Origin of the sequence: Embleya sp. NBC_00888, assembly GCF_045207655.1 — a bacterium.
GTDB lineage: Bacteria > Actinomycetota > Actinomycetes > Streptomycetales > Streptomycetaceae > Embleya.
The window spans coordinates 6,769,493-6,788,816 of the sequence record NZ_CP108784.1 but is presented as its reverse complement, the minus strand read 5'-3'; the positions used below and the strand labels follow the sequence as shown (position 1 = coordinate 6,788,816).

Annotated in this window: 2 protein-coding genes; both read right to left on the bottom strand. The window is 75.4% G+C overall.

What is annotated here, in order from left to right; genetic code table 11:
• Positions 1 to 11 precede the first annotated feature (11 nt).
• Positions 12 to 9,617, bottom strand: coding sequence for a type I polyketide synthase (locus tag OG948_RS28885; protein ID WP_406299252.1), 9,606 nt, complete (start codon positions 9,615 to 9,617; stop codon positions 12 to 14).
• Between the two features lie 83 nt (positions 9,618 to 9,700).
• Positions 9,701 to 19,246: a type I polyketide synthase gene (locus OG948_RS28880; protein ID WP_406299251.1), complete on the bottom strand. Its 9,546-nt coding sequence runs from the start codon at positions 19,244 to 19,246 to the stop codon at positions 9,701 to 9,703.
• Positions 19,247 to 19,324: the final 78 nt, after the last annotated feature.

The window sequence follows — 19,324 nt, the reverse complement described above, 5'->3', positions numbered from 1 at the left end:
GGACCGACAAGTCAGGAGATGCCGAACTGCTTGCCGATGAATTCGATGAGCTCGTCGTCGGTGGCCGAGTCGATCTCGTCGGCGATGCCTTCGGGTTCGATGCCGGCCGGCTCCGGAGCGGGTGCCGCGCCGGCGGCCCAGCGTGCGGCGATCTCGGCGAGCCGGACCGCCGTCGCCTCGTGTTCGGCCGGATCGGCGGCGGCGTGCGCGAGGAGTGCTTCCAGGCGGTCGATCTCGGCCCGGATGGCGTCGGCGCTCGGAACCACCCGCGGCACCAGTTCGCCGTGCAGGAATTCGGCGAGCGCGTTGGGCGTGGGGTAGTCGAAGACCAGCGTCGCGGGCAATCGCAGACCGGTCTCGGCGGTCAGCCGATTGCGCAGCTCCACCGCCGTCAGCGAATCGAACCCCTGGTCCCGGAACGGCTTCCCGGCCGCCACCGCGTCGGCGGAGGCGTGCCCGTGCACGATCGCGGCCCGGGTCCGGACCAACCGCACCAGGTGCGGTCGGCGCTCCTCCTCGGCCAGTTCGGCGAGTGTCGCGATCAGCCTGGTCGCCGCCGTCTCGGGCGAGGTCGACGCCGAATCCGTCGCCGATCCCGAGGCCGTCGTCGAGGCCGCGGGCGCGCGCAGGAGTTCGGCGACCAGCGGGTGCGGCCGGTCGCGGAACAGCACGTCCCAGTCGATGTCGCACACCGTCAGATGGCTCTCGTTCGCGTCCAGGATCTGCCCGAGCGCCTCGACCGCGAGGGCTGGATCGAGCATGGTCAGGCCCTGACGGCCCAGGCGCTCCTCGATCTCCGGCGCGGCGATCCCGCCGCCGGCCCAGTGCCCCCAGGACACCGAGGTCGCGGGCCGCCCGTCGGCCCGACGACGTGCGGCGAGCGCGTCCAGGTAGGCGTTCCCGGGCGCGTAGTTGCCCTGGCCGGCGACCCCGCACAGCCCGGCCACCGAGGAGAACAGCACGAACGCCGACAGGTCGGCGTCCCGGGTGAGTTCGTCGAGATGCCGGGCGCCGTCCACCTTGACCCGCGCCACCCGCTGCTGTTGGTCCAGGGTCAGCTCGCCGATCACCGCGTCGTCCAGGATCGCCGCCGCGTGCAGCACGGCGGTCAGCGGGAACTCCGCCGGAATCGCGGCCAGTACCTCGGCCAGCGCGTCCCGATCGCCCACGTCGCACGACGCGAAGGACACCCGCGCGCCCGCCGCGGCGACGTCCTCGGCCAGTCGATCGGCGCCGGGCGCGTCCGCGCCGGTACGGCTGACCAGCAGCACGTGCTCGGCCCCGCGCGCCGCGACCCAGCGGGCCACGTGCCCGCCCAGCGCCCCGGTCCCGCCGGTCACCAACACCGTGCCGGACGGCCGCCAGGTCCCGGCCGGCCGGGCGGCGCCGAGCGGCGCGCGAACCAGCCGGCGGCCCCAGGCCCCGGTCGGCCGCACCGCGATGTCCCGCTCGTCCACCGCGCCGGCCAGCACCGCCACCAGGCGGGTCCAGGCCGGCGCCTCGGCGTCCGCGCCGGGATACGCGCTCGGCAGGTCGATCAGGCCGCCCCACGAGCGCGGATTCTCGGCCGCGACGACCCCGCCGAAGCCCCACACCTGCGCCTGCTCGGGTACCCGAACCGGGTCCGCCGCACCGACCGTCACCGCGCCGCCGGTCACCGCCCACAGCGGTGCCACCACCCCCGCGTCGTCCAGGGCCTGGACCAGGGCGACGGTCGCCGCCGTCCCCCAGGGCACCGCGTCGAAGCCGGCCGCGGTGCCGGCGGCCAGTGCCAACAGCGAGAGCACACCCGCGACCGGTCCGGGCTGTGCCGCGGCCAGGTCCCGCAGCGCCGCCCACTCACCCCGGTCGCGAGCGACGGGAACGCGCTCCACCCGGGCACCGGCGGCGGTCAACAGCGGGGTCAGGAAGTCCGCCCACGCGCCGGCCGCCTCCTCCTCCTCGGGCACCACGAGCAGCCAGGTTCCGGACAGATTCCCGATCCCGGTACCGGCGACCGGGCGCCACACGATCCGGTGCCGCCACGCGTCGAGGGTGGCTCCCGAGCGCCGACGGTCCCACCACGACGACAACGCGGGCAACACCGCGCCCAACGACTCCGCCGAGGTCTGCGCACCCAACGCCTGGGCCAGGCCCGCCTGGTCACCGCTCTCCACGAGCGACCAGAACGCCGCGTCGATCGTGGCCGGCGCCCCCGCAGCCGTACCCGTGCCGGTCGTCGAACCGGCCGGGCCCGGGGTGTCGAGCCAGTAGCGCTTGCGCTCGAAGGGGTAGGTGGGCAGCTCGACCCGCCGCGGCCTGCTCCCGGCGAACGCGGCGGTCCAGTCCACCGCGACGCCGCGCACGAAGGCTTCGGCAAGGGAGACGTACAGGCGCTGCGCGCCGCCCTGGTCGCGGCGCAGCGTGCCGACCACGACCGGGTTCTCCGGGCCCTCCTCGTCCAGCGTCGCCTCGATCGCGGCGGTGAGCACCGGATGCGGGCTCAACTCCACGAACACGCCGTGGCCGGCGGCGGCGAGGCCTCGGGTGGCCTCCTCGAAGCGCACCGTCTCGCGCAGGTTGTTTGCCCAGTACGCGCCGTCCATCGCGGCCGTGTCCAACCAGCCCCCGGTGACCGTCGACCAGATCGGGATCGTCCCGGACACCGGTGCGATGCCGGCCAACTCGGCCACGATCTCCGACCGGATTTCCTCGACGTGCGCCGAATGCGACGCGTAGTCCACCGGGATGAGCCGGGCCCGGCCGCCCTGGTCGGTGACCGCCGCCACCAACTCGGCCAAGGCGTCCGGCTCGCCGGAGACCACCACCTGGCCGGGGCCGTTCACGGCCGCGACCGAGATCCGCCCGTCCCAGCCGGCGAGCCGCTCGCGAACCACCGCGACCGGCTCGGCCACCGACGCCATCCCGCCGCGCCCGGACAGCGCGAGGATCGCCCGACTGCGCAGCGCCACCACCCGTGCTCCGTCGGCCAGGGACAGTCCGCCGGCCACCACAGCCGCCGCGATCTCGCCCTGCGAGTGGCCGACCAGCGCGTCCGGTGCCACTCCGAAGGAGCGCCACACCTCGGCCAGCGACACCAACACCGCCCACAACAGCGGCTGGACCACATCCACCCGATCCAACGACGGCGCACCCTGGACACCGGTCAACACCTCGACCGGCGACCAGTCCACGAACTCCGCCAGGGCCGCCGCGCACTCGTCGAAGCGGGCCGCGAACACCGGTGACTGGCCGTGGAGTTCGGCCGCCATACCGGTCCACTGCGAGCCCTGGCCCGGGAACACGAACACGGTCTTGCCGACCGGTCCGGCCGTCCCGGTCACCACGCCCGCCGCACTCTCGCCGCGTGCCACCGCGTCCAGGCCGAACGCCCATCCGGTCGTGTCCCCGACCAGCACGGCCCGTTCCGCGAACAACGCTCGCGAGGTGACCAGCGAGAACCCCGCACCCACCGGATCCTCGTCCAGTGCGCCGCGCACCCGAGCAGCCTGCGCCCGCAGCGCGTCCGGAGTCCGGCCGGACAGGACCCACGGGAGCACCGCCGGGGCGGCCGTGACCGGCTCCTCGACGTGCACTTTTGCGGGAGGCTCCGGGAGTTCGAGGATCACGTGCGCGTTCGTGCCGCTCACCCCGAACGCCGACACCGCCGCCCGGCGCGGCCGGCCGGTCTCCGGCCACGGCCGGGCCTGCGTCAGCAGCCGTACCGCGCCCGCCGACCAGTCCACATGCGGCGTCGGCTCGTCCACATGCAACGTCCTGGGCAACACCCCGTGCCGCAGCGCCTCCACCATCTTGATCACACCCGCCACACCGGCAGCCGCCTGCGCGTGCCCGATGTTCGACTTCAACGAACCCAACCAGAGCGGCCGTTCGACCGGTCGGTCCTGCCCGTACGTCGCGATCAACGCCTGCGCCTCGATCGGATCACCCAACGTCGTACCCGTGCCGTGCGCCTCGACGACGTCCACGTCCGCCGCCGTGACACCCGCGTCGGCGAGCGCCCGGCGGATCACCCGCTGCTGGGACGGACCGTTCGGCGCCGTCAGGCCGTTCGACGCACCGTCCTGGTTGACCGCACTGCCGCGCAGCACCGCGAGCACCCGGTGCCCGTTGCGCCGCGCGTCCGACAACCGTTCGAGCAGGACGAGTCCGACGCCCTCGGCCCAGCCCGTACCGTCGGCGGCGCCGGCGAACGCCTTGCAGCGCCCGTCCACGGACAGCCCGCGCTGCCGGGAGAACTCGACGAACATGCCCGGCGTGGCCATCACGGCCACCCCGCCGGCGAGCGCGAGGTCGCTCTCGCCGGTGCGCAACGACTGGGCGGCCAGGTGCATCGCCACCAGTGACGACGAGCACGCGGTGTCCACCGTGACCGCGGGACCCTCGAAGCCGAACGAGTAGGAGATCCGACCGGACGCGACACTGCCCGCGCTCCCGGTGCCGAGATAGCCCTCCAGGCCCTCGGGCGCCTCGGTCAGGCCGCGCCCGTAGTCGTGGCCGGCCATGCCGGCGAACACGCCGGTCCGGCTCCCGATCAACGTGTCCGGGTTGATCCCGGCCCGCTCGAACGCCTCCCACGCGGTCTCCAGGAGCAGCCGCTGCTGCGGGTCCATCGCCAGCGCCTCGCGCGGCGAGATGCCGAAGAACGCGCCGTCGAACCCGGTCGCGTCGGGCAGGAAGGCACCCGCACGGGTGTACGACGTGCCCACCCGGTCCGGATCCGGGTCGTACAGACCGTCGACGTCCCATCCCCGGTCGGTGGGGAACTCGCCGACGGCGTCCGTGCCGGCCTCCACGAGCCGCCACAGGTCGGCGGGCGAACTCACCCCGCCGGGAAGGCGGCAGGCCATCCCGACGATCACGATCGGATCGTCGGCGTTGGCGCGAGCCGCCGCGCCGGCGGCGATGGTCGCCTCGGTGTCGCCGACGCCACCGACGTCGCCGAGGATCTCACCGCGCAGGAATTCGGCGAGCGCGTTGGGCGTGGGGTAGTCGAAGACCAGCGTCGCGGGCAACCGCAGACCGGTTTCGGCGGTCAGCCGATTGCGCAGCTCCACCGCCGTCAGCGAATCGAACCCCTGGTCCCGGAACGGCTTCCCGGGATCGACGGCGGCGGCGCCGCGGTGGCCCTGGACCACCGCCGCCTGGGTACGCACCGCCTCGACCAGGAAGCGCAGCCGGTCGGCCGAGCCCAGCCCGGTCAACCGGGTCGCGAAGGTGCCGCCGCCGGCCCCGGCGAGGGCGGGCGCGGGCGCGGCGGGATCCGGGCCCTTCGCGCCGAGCAGTTCGGTGACCAGCGGCGCGCGCCGATTCCGGAACAACACGTCCCAGTCGATGTCGCACACCGTCAGATGGGACTCGTCCGCGTCGAGCACCCGGCCCAGCACCCGAATGGCCGCATCCGGGTCGAGCATCCGCAACCCCTGTCGGGCCAGCCGCTGTTCGACCTCGGGCGCGGCGATCCCGCCACCGGCCCAGTGGCCCCACGAGATCGCCGTCGCGGGCAGCCCGGCGGCCCGGCGCCGGGCGGCCAGCGCGTCGAGGTGGGCGTTGCCCGGCGCGTAGTTCCCCTGGCCCGGCACGCCGCAGATGCCCGCGAGCGAGGAGAACAGCACGAACGCGGACAGGTCCAGCTCGCGGGTGAGTTCGTCCAGGTGGCGGGCGCCGTCCACCTTGACCCGCAACACGCGGTCGAGTTGATCGAGGGTCAGGTCGGCGATCACCGCGTCGTCGAGCACCGCCGCCGCGTGCACGACGGCGGTGAGCGGGAACTGTGCGGGCACGCCCGCGAGTACGTCCGCCAGCGCGGTCCGGTCGCCGACGTCGCAGGCCGCGAAGGACACCCGGGCGCCGAACGCCTCCAGGTCCGCCGCGAGGGTCGATGCGTCCGGGGCCTCGGCCCCCGACCTGCTCACCAGCAGCACGTGTTCGGCGCCGCGCGCCGCGACCCAGCGGGCCACGTGCCCGCCGAGTGCTCCGGTGCCGCCGGTGACCAGCACGGTCCCGGACGGCTGCCACGACCCGGCCGAGGAGCCGGCCGCGTGTGGTGCCCGGACCAGCCTGCGGGCCCACGTCGCCGCGCCGCGGATCGCGATCTCGCTCTCCCCCGCCGCGCCGGACAACACGGCGCTCAGCCGCGTGGCCGCCGGGTCCGCCGGCAGCTCGGCCGGTATGTCGATCAAGCCGCCCCACAGGTCCGGGAGTTCGGCCGCGGCGATGCCGCCGAAGCCCCACACCTGGGCCTGTTCGGGCACCCGGACCGGGTCGTCCGCATCGACCGAGACCGCGCCGCCGGTGACCGCCCACACCGGAGCGTGCAGGTCCGCGTCGCCCAGGCCCTGGACCAGCGCCAGTGTCGCCGCCGCGCCCCACGGCACCGCCGGGAACGCGGTGACCGACCCTTCGGCCAGGGCGAGCAGCGACACGATCCCGGTCACCGGCTCCCCGGCTGCGCCGGCGGCCTCCGCGAGCAGCGCGCGCAGCTCGGCGCGGTCCGCTTGTTCACGGCCCACCACGACGGGCACCACCCGAGACTCGGAGGAGGCCAGGGCGGTCTCGAACCACCGGGTCACCGGGCCGGATGCCGACTCCTCCGGAAGCACCAGCAGCCAGGTGCCGGTGAACCGGTCGCCGCCCTCCGCGCCCGCCACCGGGCGCCAGACGATGCGATGCCGCCAGGCATCCGTGGTGGCATCGGAACGGTGCCGGTCCCACCACGAGGACAGGGCCGGCAACACCGCACCGAGCGGCTCGGCCAGATCGCCGTCGACGTCGCCCAGCGCGGCGGACAGGCCCGCGCGGTCGCCGCCCTCGACGAGGTCCCAGAAGGCCGCGTCGGCCGCCGCCGCGGCGGGCGGCGTGTACTCGCCGGTGTCCAGCCAGAACCTCTCGCGCTGGAACGCGTAGGTCGGCAGGGACACCCGCTCGACCGCTCCCGCCTCGAACGCGACATCCCACGCGACCGGTACACCGCGCACGAACGCCTCGGCCAGCGAGGTGTGCAGCCGGACCAGGTCACCCTGCTCGCGGCGCAGCGTGCCGACCACGACGGTGTCGGCCGCGCCGATCTCCTCCAGAGTGTCCTGGATCGCGGCGGTCAGCACGGGATGCGGGCTCACCTCGACGAACACGCCGTGATCCGCGTCCGCGAGCGCGCGCACCGCCTCCGCGAAGCGCACGGTCTCGCGCAGGTTGGTCGCCCAGTACCCACCGTCCATTGCGGCGGTGTCGATCCACGCGCCGGTCACCGTCGACCAGAGCGGGATCGTCCCCGAGGTCGGCGCGATCGCGGCCAGGTCGGCGACGATGCGCGCGCGGATCTCCTCCACCTGGGCCGAATGCGACGCGTAGTCCACCGGGATCACCCGGGCCCGACCGCCCTCCGCGGTCACCGCGGCGACCAGTTCCTCCAGCGCGTCCGGCTCGCCCGAGACCACCACCTGACCCGGACCGTTGACCGCCGCGACGGAGATCCGCCCGTCCCCACCGGCGATCCGCGCCCGGACCTCGGGCTCGGCCAGAGCCACCGAGGCCATCCCGCCCCGTCCGGACAGCGCGAGGATCGCCCGACTGCGCAGCGCGACCACCGTGGCCCCGTCCTCCAGGGACAACCCGCCGGCCACCACCGCCGCCGCGATCTCGCCCTGCGAGTGACCGACGAGCGCGTCCGGGACGACCCCGTACGCCCGCCACACCTCGGCCAGCGACACCAGCACCGCCCACAACACCGGCTGGACCACATCCACCCGATCCAACGACGGCGCGCCCTCGTCACCGGTCAACACCTCGATCGGCGACCAATCCACGTGCGGTTCCAGCGCCTTCGCGCACTCGTCGAACCGTGCCGCGAACACCGGCGACTGGGCGTACAGGTCGGCGGCCATCCCGGCCCACTGCGAGCCCTGTCCGGGAAAGACGAACACGGTCCTCCCGGCCGCGTCCGCCGTGCCGGTGACCACGCCCGGTGCCGATTCGCCACGTGTCAACGCGCCCAGCCCGGTGGTCAGCGCGGCCCGATCCGCGCCCACCACGACCGCCCGCTCGCCGAACACCGAGCGCGAGGAGGCGAGTGCGAAGCCCACCTCGGCGGCGTCGAGCGCGGGGGCCGCGTCGAGTCGCTCGCCCAGCCGAGCGGCCTGGGCTCGAAGTGCCCGCGGCGACTTGGCGGAGAGCACCCACGGGATCGACGGTGCGGGCGCCGGCAGCGGAGCGGGCTGCGACTCGCGGTCCTCGTCGGGGAGTTCCAGGATCACGTGCGCGTTGGTGCCGCTCACCCCGAACGCGGACACCGCCGCGCGGCGCGGCGCGGCCGTCTCCGGCCACGACCGCGCCTCGGTCAGCAGCCGTACCCCGCCCGAGGACCAGTCCACGTGCGTGGTGGGTTCGTCCACGTGCAGGGTTTTGGGCAGTACGCCGTGCCGCAGCGCCTGGACCATCTTGATCACGCCGGCCACGCCCGCCGCGGCCTGCGCGTGGCCGATGTTGGACTTCAACGAGCCCAGCCACAACGGCTGTTCCGGCGCCCGGTCCCGGCCGTAGGTGGCGAGCAGCGCCTGCGCCTCGATCGGGTCGCCGAGCCGGGTGCCGGTGCCGTGTGCCTCGACCACGTCCACATCGGCCGGGGTCAGGCCCGCGTTGGCCAGCGCCCGGCGGATCACCCGCTGCTGCGAGGGTCCGTTGGGCGCGGTGAGTTGGCTGCTGGTGCCGTCCTGGTTGACCGCGCTGCCCCGGATCACCGCGAGCACCCGGTGCCCGGCCGCGCGTGCGTCGGAGAGCCGCTCCAGCACCAGCAGCCCGACGCCCTCGGCCCAGCCGGTGCCGTCGGCGGCGCCGGCGAACGCCTTGCACCGGCCGTCCGCGGACAGCCCGCGCTGGCGGGCGAACTCGACGAACATCCCGGGCGAGGCCATCACCGTGGCGCCGCCCGCGAGCGCGAGATCGCACTCGCCCGAGCGCAGCGACTGCGCCGCCAGATGCAGCGCCACCAACGACGACGAGCACGCGGTGTCCACCGTCACCGCAGGCCCCTCGAACCCGAAGGTGTAGGAGATCCGACCGGACGCCACGCTCGTGGTGCTGCCGGTGAGCACGTAGCCGTCCACCCGGTCGGGCGTGGTCTTGTACAGCCGCGGCGTGTACTCCTGCGCGATCACGCCGGCGAAGACCCCGGTGGACGAGCCGCGGATCGCCGCCGGATCGATCCCGGCGTCCTCCAGGGCCTCCCACGCGGTCTCCAGGAGCAGCCGCTGCTGGGGATCGGCGGCGAGCGCCTCGCGCGGCGAGAGGCCGAAGAAGGCCGCGTCGAACTCGGCCGCGTCGTGCAGGAAGCCGCCCTGGCGGGTGTACGTCCTGCCGACCGCGTCCGGGTCCGGGTCGTACAGACCGTCCAGGTCCCAACCCCGGTCGGTCGGGAAGCCGCCGACCGCGTCCCGGCCCTCGGCCACCAGCCGCCACAGGTCGTCCGCCGAGTGCACGCCGCCCGGCAGCCGGCAGCCGATACCGACCACGGCGATCGGTTCGTTCCGGGCTTCCTCGTTCTCCCGCAGCCGGCGCCGGGCCTGGTGCAGGTCGGCGGTCACCCGGGTGAGGTAGTCGCGCAGCTTCTCTTCGTTCGCCATGGGGTATCTGCCTTTTCCGTGCAGCGGCTTCGCCGTGGTGGTGGTGCCAGTCGTGGGGGCCGCGGGGGCCTGGGTGGGCCGGATCAGGAGATGCCGAGCTCGTTGTCGATGAAGTCGAAGAGCTCGTCGTCGCCGGCCGCGCCGAGTTGTTCGATCAGCGCCGCCGTCGGATCCCCGGGTACCTCGGCGCCGAGCCGGCCCAGCAGTGCGTACAGGCGCGCCACCGCGCCGGTCCGGAAGTCCTCGTCCGGGGCGCCGCCGTCGGCCAGCAGCCCGGTCAACGAGACCTGCCAGCGGTCGAGTTCGGCGAGCAGCGAGCCGGTGCCCGGGTGCGGGGCGGCGGCGAACAGCCGCTCCCGCAGGTGTTCGGCCAGCGCGATCGGGGTCGGGTGGTCGAAGATCAGCGTCGACGGCAGTTCCAGGCCGGTGCCCGCGTTGATCCGGTTGCGCAGCTCGATCGCGCCGAGCGAGTCGAACTCGGCTTCCAGGAAGCCGCGTTCCGGCTTGATCGCGGCCGGCCCGTCGTGCCCGAGAATGGCCGCGGCGGTGAGCCGGACGAACAGGAGCAGTTCGCGGCGCTGTTCGTCGTCCGGGCGGCCCGCGAGCCGCTCCCGGATCCCGGCGCCGGCCCGGCGGCCCGTGCCGGTGCGGGACGAGGCGCCGCGTTGCGCGGGCACTCGACCGGGGCCGGCCGCGCGGGTCAGGCCGGCCAGGAGCGCGGTCGCCGCGTCGGGACGCAGCGCGCCGGTGTCGATCCGGGCCGCGACCGGTGCCGGCAGGGGTGTGTCCAGCGCACGGTCGAGCAGGTCCAGGCCGGCTTCGGTGCTCATCGGGGCCAGGCCGCTGCCCGCCATCCGGCGGCGGTCCACCTCGCTCAGGTGCGCGGCCAGCCCGCCCGCCTCGGCCCAGTGGCCCCACCCGATCGAGGTCGCGGGCAGGCCGTGACCGTGTCGGTGGTGGGCGAGCGCGTCCAGGAAGGTGTTGGCCGCGGCGTAGGCGGACTGGCCGGGGTTGCCCAGGACGCCGACGGCCGAGGAGTACAGCACGAACGCGGACAGGTCCAGGTCGGCGGTGAGCGCGTGCAGGTGCCACGCGGCGTCCACCTTGGGCCGCAGCACGGCGTGCAGTCGCCCGGGGTCGGTCCCGGTGAGCGCGCCGTCGGCGACCACGCCGGCGGTGTGTACGACGGCGGTGAGCGGGTGTGCGGTCGGGATGGCGGCGAGCAGTTCGGAGAGCGCGCTCGGGTCGGCCACGTCGCACGCCGCGATCTCGACCTCGGCGCCCAGCGCGCGCAGTTCGGCACGCAGTGCGTCGGCTCCGGGTGCGGCCGGGCCGGTGCGGCCGACCAGCAGCACGTGTCGGGCACCGTGTCGGGTGATCAGCCGGCGGGCGGCCAGGGCGCCCAGCGCGCCGGTGCCGCCGGTGATCAGGACCGTGCCGGTCGGGTCGACGCCGGCGGGCGCGATGGTCAGGACCAGTTTGCCGGTGTGTCGGGCCTGGCTCAGGTGCCGCAGCGCGCGTACGCCGTGCCGGATGTCCCACGCGGTGACCGGCAGCGGGGTGAGCGTGCCGGCCGCGAACAGCGGGGCCAGGACGCGCAGCATCCGGCCGATCCGCTCGGGCTCCAGGGTCAGCAGGTCGAACGCGCGGTAGTCGACCCCCGGGTGGGCGGCGGCCACCGCGTCGGGTTCGCGCGGGTCGGTCTTGCCCATCTCGACGAACCGGCCGCCGGGCGCGAGCAGCCGCAGTGAGGCGTCGGTGAATTCGCGGGCGAGCGAGTTGAGCACGACGTCGACGCCGCGCCCGCCGGTGACGGCGCGGAATCGGCTCTCGAAGTCGAGGGTGCGCGAGGACGCGATGGCCTCGTCGGTCAGGCCCTGGGCGCGCAGCGTGGGCCACTTGGCCGGGCTCGCGGTGCCCAGGACGTCGGCGCCCAGGTGTCGGGCGAGCTGCACGGCGGCGGTCCCGACCCCGCCGGTGGCGGCGTGCACCAGGACGGATTCGCCCGGGCGCAGCCCGGCCAGTTCGACCAGGCCGTGATACGCGGTCAGGAACGCCACCGGGACGGTCGCGGCCCGCGCGTAGGTCCAGCCCGCCGGGATCGGGGTGAGCAGTCGGTGGTCGACCACGGCGTGCGAGCCCAGGATGCCGGGAAGCAGGCCCATCACCCGGTCGCCGACCGCGAGTTCGCTCACTCCCGGGCCGATCTCCAGGACCCGGCCGGCGCCCTCCGCGCCGATCCGGGCGGCGCCGGGGTATCCGCCCAGCGCGATCAGCACGTCGCGGAAGTTCAGTCCGGCCGCGCGCACCGCGATCCGCACCTGGCCGGCCGCCAACGGCAGGGCGGCCTCGGGCGCGGGCAGCAGCGCGATGTTGTCGATGCTGCCGGGTTCGGTGACGTCCAGTCGCCAGGGTGCGTCGGGGGTGGGCGGTTCGAGCGCGTCGTCGGGGCGTACCGGGGCCAGTCGCGGGGCCAGGATCGCGCCGCCGCGCAGCGCGAGTTGCGGCTCGCCGCCGGCCAGTGCCGAGGCCACCGCGGCGGCCGAGTCGGGGTGTGCGTCCAGGTCCAGGATCCGCAGTCGGCCCGGGTGTTCGCCGGCCGCGGCCCGGATCAGACCCCACAGGCCGGAGGCGCTCAGGTCGCGGACGTCCTCACCGGCGTGTGTGGCCACCGCCTCGCGGGTGACCAGGACGAGTTCGATGTCGGCGAAGCGCGGGTCGCCCAGCCATTCGCGGAGCAGCGTGACCGCCCGTTCGGTGACCGCGTGGGTGGCGACGGCGGTGCCCAGCGCGGGGCTCGGCGGGTCGAAGGCCACCAGCACCCGCGCGGGCGGGCGGGCTCCGGCGGCGAGCGCGGCGCGCAGTCCGGCGAGGTCGCGGTGCACCTCGGGCGACGCGGGGTGGATGCCCGAGCCGAGCGGGTCCGCGTCGCCGTCCGCGAGCACCACCCAGGTGCCCTGTTCGGCGGCGACCGTGTCGCCCGGCACCGGCACCCAGTGCACGTGGTACCAGGAGTCCGACGTGGTGGTCGGGCGGGCGGCGAAGCGGTCGGCCGGGATCGCGCGCAGGGTCAGCCGGTCGATCGAGACCACGGGCGTGCCGTCGGCGTCGGTGGCGGTCAGCGCGACGGCGTCGGGGCCCAGCGGCGCGATCCGCACCCGCAGTTCGCGGGCGCCGGCGGCGTACGCCCGGATCCCGGCCCACGCGAACGGCAGCCGGGTGGGCGCGTTCGGCTCGGATCCGGGCAGCAGCGCGACGACGGCGTGCAGCGCGGCGTCCAGCAGTGCGGGGTGCACCGGGTGGCCGAACTCCTCGGCCGGGTCCGGCAGCACGACCTCGGCGAGCAGCTCCTCGCCGTGGCGCCACGCGGCGGTCAGGCCCCGGAAGACCGGGCCGTAGTGGTAGCCCAGGTCGGCGAGCCGCTCGTACAGGTCCTCGACGTCCACGGCGACCGCGCCCGGCGGCGGCCACGTGCCCTCGTCCCGGCCGGGCACGGCGGTCTCGGCCGGGGTCAACCGTCCGGCGGCGTGCCGGGTCCACTCCTCGGCGTCGGCGGCGCGCGAGTGCACGGTGACCGCTCGGGTGCCGTCCGTCTCCTCGGCGCCCACCGCGAGTTCGATCCGCACGGTGCCGTCCTCGGGCAGGACCAGCGGTGCGGCCAGCACGAGTTCGCCGATCCCGCCGGCGCCGGCCCGTTCGGCGGCGTGCAGCGCGAGGTCGACGAACGCGGTGCCGGGCAGCAGGACCGTGTCGTGCACGGCGTGGTCCGCGAGCCACGGCCGGCTCCGGGTGGAGAGCACGCCGGTCCAGACCAGGCCGGAGCCGTCCGCGCGCTCGAAGCCCGCGCCGAGGAGGGGGTGTTCGCTGGGGTCGAGCCCGGCCGAGGTCGGGTCGGCGGCGTGCGGCGCGTCCAGCCAGTGCCGGCGGCGCTGGAAGGCGTACGTGGGCAGGTCGACGCGGCGCACGGCGCGGCCGGCCCAGACCGGGGCCCAGTCGACACCGATGCCCGCCACGTGCAGCCGGGCCAGCGCCCGGGTGTAGGTGAGCGCCTCGGGGCGGTCGGCGCGCAGCGCGGCGAGCACGAGCGGCGCGGGGTCGTCCAGGCTCGCGAGGGTGAGCGCGGTGAGCACCGCGTCGGGGCCCAGTTCCAGGTAGGTGGTGGTGCCCAGTTCGGCGAGTCTGCGCACGCCGTCGCGGAAGCGGACCGCCTCGCGGATGTGCCGGACCCAGTAGTTCGGGTCGGTCAGTTCGGCGGCGTCGGCCACATCGCCGGTCAGGTTGGAGACGATCGGGATGCGCGGCGGGGAGAAGCGCAGGCTTGCCGCGACCGCTCGGAACTCGTCGAGCACGGCGTCCATGTGCGGCGAGTGGAAGGCGTGGCTGACCTGGAGCCGCTTGGTCTTGCGGCCGCCCGCGCGCCAGCGCGCGGCCAAGCCGTCGACGATGTCGGCCGTTCCCGAGATCACCACGGAGTCGGGGCTGTTGACGGCCGCGACGCCCACGTGCGCCTCGTGACCGGCGACCAGTTCGGCGACCTCATCCTCGGTGCCCTGGAGCGCGATCATCGCGCCGGTCGCGGGCAGTTCGCCCATCAGCCGGCCCCGGGCCACCACCAGCGTCGCGGCGTCGGCCAGGGTGAGCACGCCGGCGATGTGCGCGGCGGTCAGTTCGCCGATCGAGTGGCCGATCAGGTGATCGGCGCGGATCCCGCGCGATTCGGCGAGTCGATACAGCGCGGTCTCCACCGCGAACAGCGCGGGCTGGGTGTACTCGGTCGCGTGCAGCAGCGCGGCCTCGGGGCTGTCCGGCGCGGCGAACAGCAGGGCGCGCAGGGGGCGTTCCGGGGCCGCGTCCAGGTGCTCCAGCGCCTCGTCCAGGGCCCGCGCGAACACCGGTTCGGCCGCGTACAGTTCGCGGCCCATGCCGACCCGCTGGCTGCCCTGTCCGCTGAACAGGACGGCGAGCGAACCGGTCGGTCCGGCCTCGCCCCGGATCAGGTCGGCCGCGTCGACGCCGTCGATCAGCGCGTCCAGGCCGCGCAGCAGGTGCTCCCGGCCGGTCCCGGTGATCACCGCGCGGTGCGCGAAGGTGCCTCGGCCGTCGGCCAGCGCGAAAGCCAGGTCGCCGGGCGCGACGTCGGGGTGGTCGGCGACGTGTGCGCGCAGTCGGGCCGCCTGGGCGCGCAGCGCGTCCTCGCTCGCGGCGGACAACAACCACGGGCCGCCCTGGTCGGTGCCGGGCGAGACCGCGGTCTCCGCGGCCTGTTCCAGGATGACGTGCGCGTTGGTGCCGCTGATTCCGAACGAGGACACCGCCGCGCGGCGCGGGCGGTCGGTCCGGGGCCAGGCGGTCCGCGCCGCGAGCACCTCGACGCCGCCTCGGGACCAGTCCACGTGCGGGGACGGCGCGTCCAGGTGCAGGGTGCGCGGGAGTTCGCCGTGCCGCATCGCCTCGATCAGCGCGATCACGCCGGTCACCCCGGCGGCGGCCTGGGTGTGTCCCAGGTTGGACTTGACCGATCCGAGCAGGAGCGGGCGCTCGGCGGGGCGGTCGGCACCGTAGGTGGCCAGCAGCGCCTCGGCCTCGATCGGGTCGCCGAGCGTGGTGCCGGTCCCGTGCGCCTCGACCGCGTCGATCTCGGCCGGGTCCAGGCGCGCGTCGGCCAGCGCCTGGCGGATCACCCGCTGCTGGGCGGGTCCGTTGGGCGCGGTCAGGCCGTTGGAGGCGCCGTCCTGGTTGACCGCGCTGCCGCGCACCACGGCGAGCACCGGGTGGCCCAGCCGGCGGGCGTCGGACAGCCGCTCCAGCAGCACCAGGGCCACGCCCTCGGCCCACGCGGTGCCGTCGGCGGCGGCGGAGAACGGCTTGCAGCGGCCGTCGGGGGCGAGCCCGTGTTGCCGGCTGAACTCGGTGAACATGCCGGGCGTGGACATCACCGTGACGCCGCCCGCCAGCGCGAGGGTGCATTCGCCGGCGCGCAGCGCGCGGGTCGCCAGGTGCAGCGCGACCAGGGAGGAGGAGCACGCGGTGTCGATGGTCAGGGCGGGGCCCTCCAGGCCCAGGGTGTACGCCAGCCGGCCGGAGGCGACGCTGCTCAGACTGCCGGTGAGCAGGTGGCCGCCGTAGCCCTCGGGCGCCTCGTGCAGCCGCGGGCCGTAGTCCTGCGGCATGGCGCCGACGAAGACGCCCGCCCGGGTGCCGCGCAACGCGGTCGGCGCGATGCCGGCCCGCTCGACCACCTCCCACGCGGCCTCCAGGAGCAGCCGCTGCTGCGGGTCCATCGCGGCCGCCTCGCGCGGGCTGATCCCGAAGAAGCCGGGGTCGAACGCGTCGGCGTCGTAGAGGAATCCGCCCGCGCGCACCGAGGATGTGCCGGGGCGGGCGAGCTCGGGGTCGTAGAGCGCGTCCAGGTCCCAGCCGCGGTTGGTCGGGAACGGGCCGATCGCGTCGGCCTCGGCGGCGAGCAGGTCCCACAGCGCCTCGGGGGTGTCCGCGCCGCCGGGCCAGCGGCCGCCGGTCGCGACGACGACGATCGGGTCGTCCTCGTGCGCGACCGGCGCCGGGGTGGCCCCGGACCGCGCGGCACCGGCGGACACGGTGCCGGCCGTGCGATCCGCGAGGTGACGGGCGACGGCCCGGGGGGTCGGGTGGTCGAAGGTCAGCGACGCGGACAGCCCGGTCCCGCTCGCGGCGGCCAGCCGGTCGCGGAACTCCAGCGCGCCGACCGAGTCGAAACCGAGGTCCTTGAAGGTGCGGTCCGGGTCGACCGCGCCGGGTCCGGCGTGTCCGAGCACGACGGCGGCGGTGGCGCGGACCAGGATCAGCGGGTCGGGTCCGGCGGGAAGGGCCGGCTCCGGGTGTGCCGCCGGGGCGGGGTGTACGGCGGGCTGCGCGGGCTCGGCCGGTCGCGCGGGCTCGGCCGGTCGCGGCGCGGCGTCGGGAGCGGCCGAGTCGGGTTCGGGGATCCAGTGCGGGGTGCGCCGGAACGCGTACGTGGGCAGTTCGGCGCGGCGGGCCGCGGCCGGCAGCGCGGCGGTCCAGTCCACCGGGGTGCCGTGCACGTACGCCTGGGCCAGAGAGGTCAGCAGCCGGCGCGGCCCGCCGTCGCCGCGGCGCAGCGTGCCCACCGTCAGCGCGTCCGATCCGGCCGCCTCGTCCGCGTCCAGGAGCTGGCGAAGGCCCATGGTCAGCACGGGATGCGGACTGACCTCGACGAAGGTACGCCGGCCGTCGGCGAGCGCGGCGCGGGCCGCGTCCTGGAAGCGCACCGTGCCGCGCAGGTTGCGGTACCAGTAGTCGGCGTCCAGTTCGGCGGTGTCCAGCGGACCGCCGGTGACCGTGGAGTAGAACTCGATCGGGCTCGACACCGGCCCGATTCCGTCGAGTTCGCGGGCCAGGTCGGCGCGCAGCGGCTCGACGTGCGGCGAGTGCGACGCGTAGTCCACCGGGATCGACCGTACGTCCACGCCCGCCTGGGTGTATTCGGCCAGCAGCGCGTCGAGCGCGGCCCGGTCGCCGGAGACCACGGTGGACGCGGGCCCGTTGATCGCCGCGATGCCGAGCCGGTCGGTCCGGTCGCCGAGCGCGACCCGCACCTCGTCGGCCGGACGCGGGATGGAGGCCATGCCACCGCCGGGCGCCAGACCGGTCAGCAGCCGGCTGCGCCGCGCCACCAGGCGGGCCGCGTCCGCCAGGGTGAGCGCGCCGGCGATGTGCGCGGCGGCGATCTCCCCCTGCGAGTGGCCGATCACCGCGTCGGGTCGGACCCCGAACGCCTGCCACAGCCGGGCCAGCGAGACCATCACGGCGAACAGCACGGGCTGTACGACGTCCACCCGATCGAGCGAGGCGGCGCCCGGCGCGTCCCGCAGCACGTCGTGCGGCGACCAGTCCACGTGCGGCGCGAGCGCGTCCGCGCAGGCGTCCAGGTGGGCGGCGAACACCGGCGAGGCGTGCAGTAGTTCGGTGGCCATGCCGACCCACTGCGAACCCTGGCCGGGGAAGACGAACACGGTCGAGGTGTGCGGTCGGGCGGTGCCGGTCACGGCTCCCGCGCTCGGCAGCGCCCGAGCCAACGCGTCGGTGGTGTCGCTGAGTTCGGCCAGGTCCGCGCCCAGGAGCACGGCCCGCTGCTCGAACGCGGCGCGGCCCGCCGTGAGGGTCAGCGCGACGTCCTGCGGCACGGTGTGCTCGGTCAGCGCCGCGCGCAGCCGGTCGGCCTGGTCGCGCAGCGCCTCGGGGTCGCGGGCGGACAGCGGCCACGGCAGCACCGCGGACGGGTCGAACACCCGGGTTCCGGGCAGCTGCCGGGCGGGTGTGGCGGGCGGCTCGCCCAGCACCACGTGGCAGTTCGTCCCGCCCATCCCGAACGAGCTGACCCCGGCGAACAGCGGCCGATCCGGGTGCGGCCAGGGGCCGGGCGCGGTCTGCACCCGCAGGCCGGCCGCGTCCAGGTCGATCGCCGGGTTGGCGGTGGCGTGGTTCAGGCTCGCGGGCAGGGTGCGGTGCCGGATGCCCAGCACGGTCTTGACCAGTCCGACGATCCCGGACGCGCCCTCGAGGTGGCCGATGTTGGTCTTCACCGAGCCGACCGCGACCCGGTCGGCGCCGGTTCGGCCCGCGCCGTAGGCCGAGCCCAGCGCGGCGGCCTCGATCGGGTCGCCGACCCGGGTGCCGGTGCCGTGCAGTTCGACGTACTGGATCCGCTCGGGGGCCACGCCCGCGGCGTCGGCCGCCCGGAGCAACACGTCCGTCTGCGCCGCGGCGTCGGGCACGGTGAGTCCGTCGGTGTCGCCGTCGCTGCCGACCGCGCTGCCGTGGATGACCGCGTGGATCGGGTCGCCGTCGGCCAGCGCCCGCTCCAGCGGCTTGAGCAGTACCACCGCGCCGCCCTCCCCGCGCACGAAACCGTTGGCCCGCGCGTCGAAGGTGAACGAGCGGTGGTCGGGCGAGAGTCCACCGAAGCGTTCCGCGCCCACGGTGCTCTCGGGCGCGAGGTTCAGGTGCACGCCGCCGGCGAACGCCACGCTCGACTCGCCGCGGCGCAGGCTCTCGCAGGCCAGGTGGATCGCGACCAGGGACGAGGACTGCGCGGTGTCGACGGTCAGGCTCGGGCCGTTCAGGTCCAGGGCCCAGGACAGCCGGTTGGCGATCAGGCCGCGGGCGACGCCGGTGAAGGTGTGCCTGGTGATCGCGTCGGCGCCGTACCGGTGCACCACGGTGGACCAGTCGGCCGCGATCGCGCCGACGAACACGCCGGCCCGGGTACCGGCCAGGGATCCGGGCGGGAGGCCGGCGTCCTCGGCGGCCTCCCACCCGAGTTCGAGGACCAGTCGCTGATGCGGGTCCATCGCGTCGGCCTCGCGCGGCGAGATCCCGAAGAACGCCGCGTCGAAGGTGTCGACCCGGTCCAGGTAGCCGCCCGGACGCAGATCGGCGCCGCGGCGGCGCTCGGCGCCGGCTTCCCCGACGGCATCGACGCCCTCCCGCAGGAGTCGCCAGAACGCGGCGGGGTCGGCGGCGCCCGGCAGCCGGCACGCCATCCCGATGACGGCGATCGCGCTGCCGTGCCGGTCACGCTTGCTGGTGGTGTTCTCGCGGCTCATCATCGCGGAGTGGTCGCCCCTCATCCCGAACGGTCCGGTCCCGAACGGCGACGACTGCGCCGAACGGTCTCAAGATTCGTCCGGTGGACCCCACCCGAATAA